The organism is Trinickia dabaoshanensis, assembly GCF_002879885.1.
Taxonomy (GTDB): domain Bacteria; phylum Pseudomonadota; class Gammaproteobacteria; order Burkholderiales; family Burkholderiaceae; genus Trinickia; species Trinickia dabaoshanensis.
The window spans coordinates 217,900-229,032 of record NZ_PNYA01000009.1 but is presented as its reverse complement, the minus strand read 5'-3'; the positions used below and the strand labels follow the sequence as shown (position 1 = coordinate 229,032).

Genomic DNA, 11,133 nt, shown 5'->3' with positions numbered 1-11,133 from the left:
GTGAACATCGTCTCGGTGTAGCCGTCCGCTCCGCGCATCGTTTCGCTCTCAGTGTTGGTCGATTCCTTCTTTCAACGTTTACCCCTCCCGCTCGGATGACGTCTGCGGGAGGTATTTCAACAGCCTGTTAGACCGTACCATGCCGGCTCGTCCAGATCGTGGGTCGTCGTTATATTGCATCGCCTTTTATGGTTGGAAATAAAAATCGCAGTTGATTTCCTTGCATTCCGCCATATTTAACTTCAATTAGTGTATCTGTGTATCTTGCGATTGAAGGGTGATAGATGTCTTTGTAGTTGACCCGAATATATATAAATAGACGGGCTTTTCTCGCTATCAATGCATTTATGCTTTTGTCAAACACAATCATTGGGCACGATACGGTAGTGTGTGGCGTTATGACGCCTTCTGGTTTTGCGTTAAGGCCAAATTTATCAAGATCATTGTATTGACCTGTGAGATCCGTTTCTTGTGATTTGCACAGCATCACGACGTCACGGGCAGGGGTATTTCCCGAATTTATCCATTGCGCTGTAAATATAAAACCGTTGCCGACGTTGTTTCCGGTTGCGTCGTGAGCGTTTTGGAATGGATTGCCCTCCATTCTAACAAGTGACATCCATGCTCGTTCAGAAAGTGAGAATTCTTCGATATTTTTGCTTGCCGCGTCAGCAGCTTTTGTTGCTGCATCGGCCGCTTGCTTGGCGACCTCGCTAGATGATCGCGCCTCTCGCCATAGGCCGTCCGTTGAATACCACAATAGAGCAGTAAATATGACAAGTAATAGTGTGAAAAGCGCCACGGGCTCATTGATCATTTTGCGTAGCCACACCCGAAAACCCGGAGACTCTGCTGCATTATCGTGTGATTCCCTGTTATGAGCCGACCCTGACATAACTGGTTGCGAGTCGGATTCACTATTCTTGTCCGTGATTGGTTCGCCGGTTACGTGATTGTTTGATGCCGCAGGCGGTGTTGCCGGGATATTTTTACGCGTGTTGCTCACTGATCCTCCCCAATGATTGAGTTTTGGTGATGTAAGTTAATCGGTCTAATCATTGCGGTCAACGATGCTACTTGCTACATGGGCGACTGTTTGCCGAGCATGTGCTCGCGCTTCGTGCGCGCAAAGCCCGAAACCACTTAGTTTCACGTGTCCCTTTGACCATCCTGTGCGGCCGACAAGCCAACGTCTCACAATGTCGACGGGGAGGGTGTTTGATAGGCAATGGACGTGAGTTGGCGAACGGCGTTGGACGGAATCGGAATTGCTGGCTGTCGAGCTTGCGGTTTCTCGTGGTGGTCAGGAGTCGTTTGCGGGCGGATTGGACCTTCGGTTGTTCTGAGATTCGCGTGGGTGCGACCGGGGTGGTTGGACGTTGGAACGTCAGCAACCGGCGCGGTTGACGTTATCGGACCGGTTTCATCCGCTCGCCGATGCGTGATCGTACGTAGTGTTCCGTCATGTTTCGGCTCTGATGTCCGAGCAGCTTTGAGAGTGTGATAGATCGCCAGTGTCGCTCGCCGCCTTCGCCCGAATATCGCGAAACTGGAAGGACGCGCCCGCTAGCTTGCGCGCCTTGTCAAATCTCGATCGCAGCTCGAACGGGCTCACCGGCGTGCCGTCGTCATTTTGCAACAGGTGTGCACCGGTCATCTTCCTGGGCCGCGCAGTGATGCGCTCTATGACCGCTTTTAACTCGCCCTCGATCGTGATTCTGAGGTGCTTCCCCGTCTTATTCTGGACGATATGTAAATGGTCGCCCCGAATGTCTGCTCACTTCACTTTCAGTACGTCGGCCGGGCATTGCCCGGTCAAGTAGGCTACGTCCATCGCGTCTTGCAGCGTCGAATGTGCGACGGCATAGACGGCCCCGAACCCCTCGTCGGTCAGGTATATGTTTCGCCCGCTCTCGCGGAACCCTTTGACGCCCGCGCACGGATTCGATGCGCTTGTGTACCCCCATTCTCGAGCCTTGTTATCGATGTGGCTCAACAACGCTTTCTCGCGGTTCGCGCGCACCCTCGCGGTTTCCCCCGAATGTCCAGATATTCGCGCACATGGACGGGAGTGGTTGCGTCATAGGCATCGCCCCGAAAATGGCTTTCGGGTTCTCCAGTTCTTTGAGGTTATCGCTGCGAGCGCGTGGCGACTTCGTTCCTGCTCCGGTTCCATTTCCGCCCACTTGCGCCTCGCCTCGTTCAGAGCAGCCGAGAGGCGTCCACTGGCGCGGGAGCGACGTTCCGACGTGATAGTAGCGGCCTCCCTTGAGGTGCATCCGCGGCGGGAGGTCTAGATTCGTCTGTCGCCTACGCCCCATGTGCGGCCTCCCGCGTTGTACGCACCCGCGCAGCGCCTCGAAACGCGGCCGAATCGTTCCCGCATGGGATGATTCCGGGGCAGACTGCGTCGCGCCGAGTCGGGCCTCGAAATAGCTGCGTGCAACCTTTGGACGGTGCTGCGAATCTTCTGCGAACCGCCAACCGTTCGCCCGCAACCATTCGATTTGCTTGGCTGATCGGATGAATCACGTCAGTTCTTCCAGTTCGATTTTCGACAGGAACATGACCTACCTCATCCGCGAGCCGTGCCGCACGCGCCGGCACATAGGGCGCGTGCTGATAGATTGGCGCTCGCCTCGCTGCGCGCGACGATGCGCGAGAGAGCGGCCCAACCTTGCTTGCCGCCGATACGGCATTTTCATGTTTCGAATGACGTGCCCGCGCAAGCGGGCCATGTTTGCCAGTGCGCTAACGGCCGTGTTGAGCTTGAATTGCTTTCTCATCGCGCCCCCGCTGCAGTGATCGGCGTCGGTGCCGCGTCGCCTTCGCGCTCAACGGGGAACGCATAAACATCTGCAGTGCGCAGTCGGGCCAACGGTTCGCCAATCCGGCATCGAATCGGACGCGTATGAAGCGCACTATAACCGGTGTAAAGTAGCGACCTTGGGCGCTGCATCTTTTCAGTATGAATGCGGCCGGTCTAAGGCTGCATGCTTTTTAGCGACGGCGACCCGCAGTTGGGCTGTAGCTGCTTCGCGTCGCAAGAACCATCTCGCCGCCGACAACGACATAGACCAATAGCTCCATGAACAAACAGCTTGCTGACCTGATCGGTGATTATCAGGAGAAGGTCCTCGAGGCCCTGATACTCATGCAGCGGTCCGGTATCCGGATGCCGGATTCAAGCCTGCGGTGGATCGAAAGTGATCTTCCAGAAAAGGGTCTACTTGATGGTGATATCACGTACGTCAAGCACGGTGCCGGATGCACGGTCTATCTCCCTGGTGGAGAGATCGATTTTGATTTCGGAATTTTTGGAGAGATAAATGGATTCGACCTGTGGCGACTCTCTCTCTTCGCTGGCGAAAAATTGTCTACGTACGGTTTTGAGAGCGAGGATGCGCTGGAGGGGGGCTTCGAGACGGCAGTTTCTGAAGGATATCTGATTCGCTCAAATGATGGTCTCTTCTACGTCGCGAACGTTAAACGCGCGCTGGCAGTTGACATCGACAGTCGGTCACCTGGCGACGAGCTACCTCCTCGCAATCTGGACATCGTGATGGTACTTCATAGCCATTATTTTCAGGCTGCTGAGTTGATGCGAGAGAACTACGAAAGCCTGAACAAGAAATGGAAGAAGGACAATTCCTTGAGTCACGGAAAGATTGTTGATTTGAGAATCTATATGTCCTCTTGGCTAGGTTTTCTTGCCGTGACATGCGAAGGCTTTGAGGATATTGGGATGCACGTTCTCCTACGGAGTGGAAGACCAGCGGCATTTGAGAAATTGATTCCGAAGAGCGATGCTGTAGGAAAAATGATTAAACGTCACCGCAACCCGCTCCGGGAGCTCCGAAACAAAACGTTTCATCTAAGGGAGGATCCGGAGGCAATCCGACGCTTCTTCGCCCCCGACGCAAGGCGGCTTCCGTGGGCTCGTGAACTGCACGATGCGTTTAAAGATTTTTTCTCCGCTTATCGCATCCAGTGCGAGGTGCATTATGCGATCAATGGACGACGAGGTGAGCTGCGCATCAAACGAGAACCTCCTCGACGACGCACGTTTATGGTGAGCTAAGCGGTCAGCCCAATGGCCGAAGCTCGGCAGGATTCTGCGCCCGATCGCGTCGCTGCGAAGATGGTCATCAGACGACCGACTGACAACGTCTCGCGTACCCGGGAAGCGGACACCAGCAATAGGCTGCTTCCGAAGTTTTACGTTCGCCGCGCTTCGGTGGATGTGCGGCAGCGGAATAGAGGTGGAGATCGTTCCGATTCAGTTATATCGTGACGTTCCCCAGCAGATGATCCCTCACCATCACACGTTCGACGTCCGTCAGGCCGAGTAGGACGCGCGCAGGATATCGGTATTCGGGACCGCCCGGGTTGATAGTGGCTTTCTCGCCAAACTGGTGCACGCGCGCCAAGCGAGCCATACGGCCACCGAAGCCGACGGCCAGGGGATCCTTGTTCATCGGCAACTGCAAGGTCAACTGCGGAGCAATTCTGCCATGTATCTAAAGTGAGCGAAATCCGAAACTGAAGTTGAGCGACTCGAATGTCGCGCCGACTTTTAGGGTCGGACTCACCGTAGGGAGGTTGCCTAACAGGCGAATGCATGCGCGCCGTACCGGCTGGTGGGGCCGATGAATGTCCCGGTGCTAGAGGAAAGGACGGAAGAGCAGGATATTAGACGCTGTCTAATTTCTAACTGCAGAGGCAAATAAAAAGGGCCTAGCATCGCTGCTAAGCCCTTGAATTCTTTGGTGGGGCGTGAGTGACTCGAACACTCGACCTACGGATTAAGAGTCCGCTGCTCTACCAACTGAGCTAACGCCCCAACAGACTGCGAATTATGCAGGACTTTTTTCGTCTTGCATAGCCCTTTGCACGAAATTCCCTGAAAAAATTCCGCCAGCCACCCGCCCAGCCCCGCCTGGCGGCCCTTCAGCGCCGTTGTCTCATGAATTCAATCCGCTCCCGGTATGATGGCGGCACCGCCGCGCCCAACCCCAGCGGCTCCGCTATGAGAAGACGGAGCCATCGGCGTGGCCGACAGGAGACAGCCCATGACAGAATCCGCCATCCTCGATCTGCTCGATCGCGTCCTCGCACCGTGGGTGCGCTCGCTCGCGCTCAAGCCGGTGACCGTCTCAGATGAAAGCGTCACGCTGCGGCTGCCGTTTTCCGGCGAATTCCGTCATTCGGGCGGCGTCATCTGCGGACAAGTGTTCATGGCAGCTGCCGATACGGCCATGATCGTCGCCATTTCAGCGGCGCTAGGCGAGTTTCGCCCAATGACCACCGTTTCGCTCAATATCCACTTCATGCGCGCGGTGCGCGCGGGCGACGTACTCGTCACGGCACGCGTGTTGCGCATGGGCCGTAACCTCGTATTCGGCGAGATCGAACTCGTCGACCAGGACGGCAAAATGGCCGTGCACGCCACCACCACCTACGCGCTCGTCAACTAAGCACTCAGCCAAGAAGCGCGCAGGCATTGTCCAGCGCAAACCCCAAAAGGAATCGCTCATGTTCGATCAGGTCGTGTTCGCAGGCGGCGGCAATCGCTGCTGGTGGCAGGCCGGCTTCTGGGACGTCGTTCAGCCCGAACTCTCGCTCGCGCCGCGCGTCATCACGGCGATCTCGGCCGGCGCGGCAACCGCTTGCATGCTCTACACGCGCGATTCGCAGTGGGTCATGCGCTATTACGAAGACGTTCTACGTCATAACAAAAAGAACGTTTATTGGGGCAACCTCTGGCGGCGCGGCGCGGCCGTGTTCCCGCACTACGCGATTTACCGGCGAGCCTTGCTCGATATCTACGGCGAGTCGTTCGACAAGCTCACGAGCGCGCCCGAGATTCGCGTCGGCGTCTCGCATGTGCCGCGCTGGCTCGGCGCGCGCACGTCGGTCGCAGCCGGTCTCATCGCCTACAACATCGATAAGCACGTCCGAAAAGTGCTGCATCCGACGCTCGGGCGCGCACTCGGCTTTCGCCCCGAGTTCGTCAAAGTGCAAGATTGCATCGTCGTCGATGAACTGGCCGATCTGATCTTGCAGTCCTCGTGCACGCCGCCGTTCACGCCCGTGCTCAAACGAGACGGCCGTCCGGTGCTCGATGGCGGGATGGTCGACAACGTGCCCGTCGATGCGCTCGACGATACGCCGGGCCGCGTGCTCGTCATGGTCACGCGCCGTTATCCGCGCCCGCAGACTTTCGTCATGTCGCACGGCCAGCAGCAGCGCCTGTACGTGCAGCCCTCGCGCAAAGTACCCATCTCGAGCTGGGACTACACGCAGCCGGCGCTCATGCGGCCCGCGTACGACCTCGGCCGCAGCGACGGCGAGGCATTCCTCGCTCGTCTGCCGCAGCTTTCCGAGCTCGTGTCCGAGCAGGCGTAAGCATCGTCGAAACAACGCCCACGCCTATTTCACTCGACGCGCCCCTGCGAACGTCTCAACGCCGGCGCACGACGCTCAGCGCCTCTGGGTTGACGACGTTCGACACGTCGCCTTCATCGAATGCAAGGATGTTCTTGAACGCGCCGCTGAAGTAGAGCTCGTAGCTTTCGCGCTCGACGTAGCCGATGTGAGGCGTGCAGATCACGTTCTCCATCCGCAATAGCCCATAGCCTTGCAAGATGGGCTCGCTTTCGTACACGTCGATGGCAACCATCCCGGGCCGATTGTGCGAAAGCGCATTGACGAGCGCGTTTTCCTCGAGCAGTTCGGCGCGGCTCGTGTTGACGAACAGCGCCGTCGGTTTCATCCGCAGCAGATCGGCTTGCTTGACGATCCCGCGCGTGTCGTCGTGCAAACGCAAGTGCAGCGACAAGACGTCGCTCTCTTCGAATAGCGCCTCCCGGCTTGCCGCCGCTTCGTAGCCGTCGGCCTTCGCGGCCTCGAGCGAATGCTCTCGGCCCCAGATCAGCACACGCATGCCGAACGCCTTGCCGTAGCCGGCCACGAGCCGGCCGATCTTGCCGTATCCCCAGATCCCGAGGGTATGGCCGCGTAACACGGTGCCGAGCCCGAAATTCGGCGGCAACACCGATGTCTTCAAACCCGATTGCTGCCAAGCACCTTGTTTGAGGTTGGCAACGTACTGAGGAATGCGGCGCTGCGCCGCCATGATGAGCGCCCACGTGAGTTCGGCCGGGGCAATCGGCGAGCCGACGCCTTCGAGCACGGCGATACCGCGCTCGGTACAGGCGGGCAGATCGATATGGCTCGACACTTTGCCGGTCTGGCTGATCATGCGCAGGTGCGGCAGCTTGTCGAGCAACTGCGACGTGACGCGCGTGCGTTCCCGAATCAGCACCAAAGCGTCGACTTCCGCGAGGCGGCTGGCCAACTGACCAAGGCCGCGCACGGTGTTATTGAACACTTTGACGTCATGACCGGTCAGTAGCTGAAAACAATCGAGTTTGCGGACGGCGTCTTGGTAGTCGTCGAGAATGGCAATCTTCATAGGCTAGGGAGGTTCGTTTTGCAGTGCACGATGTACACAATAGACGCAGTGATATGCTTGTCGGTTCCAACCTGTCACAGGAGTACAAGCTGGCATGAGCGATGCGACGCGCAGGGTCACGATGCTCACGGCTTTCACTAGGCAGGACCGCCTCTTTTTAACAGCTTGTCGCGCCGGCGCGCAAGCCGCAGATTACGCGCGTGCATCGATCGCGCCTAAAAACGTGTCGATGCCCCGCACTCGGCGACAAGCCGTTTCGCTCCTGACGCACCCGTTCGTACGCGCAGCGTACGCGTACGAACGCGCCTCTCGCATGCAGCGTCAGCGAGCCATGCCCGTTTCCTTCTTTACGATCACAAAACGGAGACTGCTCGATGAATCATCCCGCCTTTGGAGGCGTCGCTACATTTGAAGCACCCGCCTACGTCAAACATCGCAAGCTGATCGACTGGGTTCAGCGCATCGCGGAACTCGCGAAACCCGATCGCATCGTTTGGTGCGACGGTTCTCAGGAAGAGAACGACCGTCTGTGCGAACAGATGGTCGAGGCAGGCACGTTAAAGCGCCTGAATCCGGAGAAGCGTCCGAACTCGTACCTCGCTTGCTCTGATCCGTCGGACGTCGCTCGTGTCGAGGATCGCACTTTCATTTGTTCGGAGTACCGCGACGACGCGGGACCGACGAACAACTGGACCGAGCCCTCCGAGATGCGCGCCACGCTCGACAATCTGTTCGACGGGGCGATGCGAGGCCGCACGCTTTACGTCGTACCTTTTTCGATGGGACCGATCGGTTCGCCGATTGCGCATATCGGCATCGAATTGACGGATAGTCCGTACGTCGTCGTCAACATGCGGATCATGACGCGCATGGGCCGCGCGGTGTACGACGTACTCGGCACCGACGGCGAATTCGTGCCGTGCGTGCATTCGGTCGGTGCGCCGCTCGCCGCGGGTCAGGCCGATGTCGCTTGGCCCTGCAACCCGACCAAATACATCGTTCATTTCCCCGAAGCCCGCGAGATTTGGAGCTTCGGTTCGGGCTATGGCGGCAACGCGCTGCTCGGCAAGAAGTGCTTTGCGTTGCGGATTGCCTCGACGATGGGGCGCAAGGAAGGCTGGCTCGCCGAGCACATGCTGATACTGACCGTGACGTCCGACGAGGGCCGCAAGTACCGCGTGGCCGCGGCGTTCCCCTCGGCATGCGGCAAGACGAACTTTGCGATGCTGATTCCGCCGCGAACGATGGACGGCTGGACGATCTCGACGATCGGCGACGACATCGCCTGGATCAAGCCCGGCAAGGATGGCCGGCTGTACGCGATCAACCCCGAGGCAGGGTATTTCGGCGTCGCGCCGGGTACGAGCGAGAAGACGAACTACAACGCCATGGCGACGCTCAAGGCCAACGTCATCTTCACGAACGTTGCGCTGACCGACGACGGCGACGTTTGGTGGGAAGGTATGACGGACACGCCGCCCGCGCATCTGATCGATTGGCAGGGCCAGGACTGGACGCCCGAGCTCGCTAAGGAAACGGGCCGCAAGGCGGCGCATCCGAATGCGCGCTTCACGGCGCCCGCGTCGCAATGTCCGTCGGTCGATCCCGACTGGGAGAACCCGGCGGGCGTGCCGATCGATGCGTTTATTTTCGGCGGCCGCCGCTCGAGCACGGTGCCGCTCGTGACGGAGGCGCGCAATTGGGTGGAAGGCGTCTATATGGCCGCGACGATGGGCTCGGAGACGACCGCCGCCGCCGCCGGCCAGCAAGGCGTCGTGCGGCGCGATCCGTTCGCGATGCTGCCGTTTTGCGGCTACCACATGGGCGACTACTTCGATCACTGGCTCAAGGTGGGCGAGCGGCTGGATTCGCTCGGCGCCAAGCTGCCGAAGATTTTCTGCGTCAACTGGTTCCGTAAAGGGCCGGACGGCAAGTTCGTCTGGCCGGGCTTCGGTGAAAACATGCGCGTGCTGCGCTGGATGATCGGCCGCGTCGAAGGGCGCGCGACCGGCACCGACCATGCGTTTGGCGTTTCGCCTCGCTACGAGGACATCGACTGGAACGGGCTCGACTTCACGCGCGAGCAGTTCGACCAAGTCATCTCCGTCGACGACGCCGATTGGCGCCGGGAGTTGGCGTTGCATGCGGAATTTTTCGATTCGTTACGGCATCGGTTGCCCGCCGCGCTCACGCAAACGAAGGCCGAAATCGAAAATCGCCTCGCGCCGGCCTGATAATTCGAACCATCGCTCGGCGCCGCGCCGCGCCGAGCCGGCTTCTCCAAATGACCGCCTTCGGGCGGTTATTTTTTTTCTGACGAAACCGCATAGGTCGTGAATTTTCACATTATGAACTCTCGCAACAATTGATTACCGCTTGTTTCTTGCTACGAAACAAAAAACGCGATGCGCGCAACTCTGCGCGCGTTTCAAAGTCGTAGGACAATCACGGATTGGCTCAGGAATTTTTTTCTGAGTAACAACAAGCGGCAGGAGTCGTCAATGGATCATTTGCAGTCAATGCGTGTGTTCGTAAAAGTGGCGGATCTCGGCAGTTTCGCTCGTGCGGCCGGCGCGATGGATATCTCGAACGCCGTGGCCACGCGTCACGTCGCCGATCTGGAAGGCCGCCTCGGCACGCGCCTGCTCAACCGCACTACGCGTAGTCTCTCGCTGACCGAATCGGGCCAGGTCTACCTCGAGCGCGCTCGCCAAATTCTCGATGAGCTCGAAGATGTCGAGCAGATGGTCGTCGCCCGCAATCATGAGCCGGTTGGCACGCTGCGCATCGTCGCCCCCGTGGTGTTCGGCTTGCACAATCTCGCACCCGTTCTGCAGACCTATACCCAGCGCTTTCCGAAAGTGGTGCCGGATCTAACGCTCGTCGATCGCAGCGTGGATCTGGTGGAAGAAGGATTCGACGTCGGTATCGTCATCGCCCAAAGGGTGCGCAGCGCGAGTATCGTCACGCGCCGGCTAACGACGGGCTGCATGATCGTCTGCGCTACGCCCGCCTATTTGGAAAAGCACGGTACGCCGACGCGGCCCGAGGAATTGCTCGACCACGCGTGCCTGAGCCTGCCCACCGAGTATTGGGGGGACGAGCGGGTGTTCACGGGCCCGGAAGGCGAGGTGCGCGTACGCCCCTCGAACGTGATCGTCGCGAACAATACGGAGATGCTGCGTCAGTTCGCGCTGCTCGATATGGGTATCGCGATCTTGCCGAGCTACTTGATCGGCAGCGATGCGACGCGCGGCAACCTCGTGCGCGTGCTCAGCGATTACCGGCTGCCGCAGGTGGAGATCAACATCGGGTACCCGAGCCGCCGCCATTTGCCGGCCAAGGTGCGCACGTTCATCGATCACCTCGTCGACCACTTCAGCCAAACACCGAACGGCACGCTCGGGGAACTCTGGCTCAAGGATGCGCCCGAGACCGCGCCTGCGCCCGCGTTGCCGGCGGTCGAATCCGCCGACGGCGACGACGAGGCCTACGAAGTGGAAGGTGAAAGCGATGCGTTCGGCACCCGGCGCGACAGCGCGCTGCGTAAGATGGCTCGAGCGCCGCGTGCGCGTATGAGCACGCCGTCGCCGCTGTAAAGCGAGGAGCGGTGCGCCAGCCGGGCGCGCGGTCCCGGTACCCGACAAAAAATAAAG

Annotated in this window: 10 protein-coding genes and 1 tRNA gene; 5 read left to right on the top strand and 6 right to left on the bottom strand. The window is 59.0% G+C overall.

Translation table 11 applies throughout. The features are described from left to right. Positions 1-169: 169 nt before the first annotated feature. From C0Z18_RS32695 to C0Z18_RS33900, 3 genes are all read right to left on the bottom strand, one after another. Positions 170-1,006 (bottom strand): hypothetical protein, encoded by an 837-nt coding sequence (locus C0Z18_RS32695; protein WP_146013996.1) that lies wholly within the window; start codon positions 1,004-1,006, stop codon positions 170-172. Between the two features lie 771 nt (positions 1,007-1,777). Next, complete coding sequence (locus C0Z18_RS33475) at positions 1,778-1,996, bottom strand: site-specific integrase (protein ID WP_233217283.1); 219 nt, start codon at positions 1,994-1,996, stop codon at positions 1,778-1,780. Then, positions 1,980-2,507 carry a hypothetical protein gene (locus tag C0Z18_RS33900; RefSeq protein ID WP_408646992.1) on the bottom strand — a complete coding sequence of 176 codons (528 nt, stop codon included), beginning with the start codon at positions 2,505-2,507 and terminating at the stop codon, positions 1,980-1,982. Before C0Z18_RS33900 ends, C0Z18_RS33475 begins: the two co-directional genes overlap by 17 nt. Positions 2,508-3,088: 581 nt before the next feature. Between C0Z18_RS33900 and C0Z18_RS12260 the strand changes: the two genes are divergently transcribed. Next, positions 3,089-4,081, top strand: coding sequence for a DUF6896 domain-containing protein (locus C0Z18_RS12260; RefSeq protein ID WP_102645674.1), 993 nt, complete (start codon positions 3,089-3,091; stop codon positions 4,079-4,081). Between the two features lie 202 nt (positions 4,082-4,283). Here C0Z18_RS12260 and C0Z18_RS12255 read toward each other — a convergent pair whose 3' ends face one another. Continuing rightward, positions 4,284-4,478, bottom strand: coding sequence for a phage virion morphogenesis protein (locus C0Z18_RS12255; RefSeq protein ID WP_102645702.1), 195 nt, complete (start codon positions 4,476-4,478; stop codon positions 4,284-4,286). Between the two features lie 289 nt (positions 4,479-4,767). Continuing rightward, positions 4,768-4,843: transfer RNA gene (locus C0Z18_RS12250), tRNA-Lys, on the bottom strand. A 229-nt stretch (positions 4,844-5,072) separates the two neighbouring features. Between C0Z18_RS12250 and C0Z18_RS12245 the strand changes: the two genes are divergently transcribed. Together C0Z18_RS12245 and C0Z18_RS12240 are read left to right on the top strand one after the other, a co-directional pair. Beyond that, the gene (locus tag C0Z18_RS12245; protein WP_102645673.1) at positions 5,073-5,477 is read left to right on the top strand and encodes a PaaI family thioesterase; all 405 of its coding nucleotides are present in this window, start codon (positions 5,073-5,075) and stop codon (positions 5,475-5,477) included. Between the two features lie 58 nt (positions 5,478-5,535). Further along, a complete protein-coding gene (locus C0Z18_RS12240) occupies positions 5,536-6,408 on the top strand; it encodes a patatin-like phospholipase family protein (protein ID WP_102645672.1) in 873 nt (290 codons plus the stop codon). A 55-nt stretch (positions 6,409-6,463) separates the two neighbouring features. On the opposite strand, the gene C0Z18_RS12235 is transcribed toward C0Z18_RS12240, so the two are convergent. After that, positions 6,464-7,477 (bottom strand): D-2-hydroxyacid dehydrogenase family protein, encoded by a 1,014-nt coding sequence (locus tag C0Z18_RS12235; protein ID WP_102645671.1) that lies wholly within the window; start codon positions 7,475-7,477, stop codon positions 6,464-6,466. A gap of 374 nt (positions 7,478-7,851) precedes the next feature. On the opposite strand from C0Z18_RS12235, the gene C0Z18_RS12230 reads away from it, so the two are divergent. Together C0Z18_RS12230 and C0Z18_RS12225 are read left to right on the top strand one after the other, a co-directional pair. After that, on the top strand, positions 7,852-9,711 hold the full coding sequence (locus tag C0Z18_RS12230) for a phosphoenolpyruvate carboxykinase (GTP) (RefSeq protein WP_102645670.1): 1,860 nt from the start codon (positions 7,852-7,854) through the stop codon (positions 9,709-9,711). Positions 9,712-9,978: 267 nt separating this feature from the next. Continuing rightward, the gene (locus C0Z18_RS12225) at positions 9,979-11,076 is read left to right on the top strand and encodes a LysR family transcriptional regulator (protein WP_102645669.1); all 1,098 of its coding nucleotides are present in this window, start codon (positions 9,979-9,981) and stop codon (positions 11,074-11,076) included. Positions 11,077-11,133: the final 57 nt, after the last annotated feature.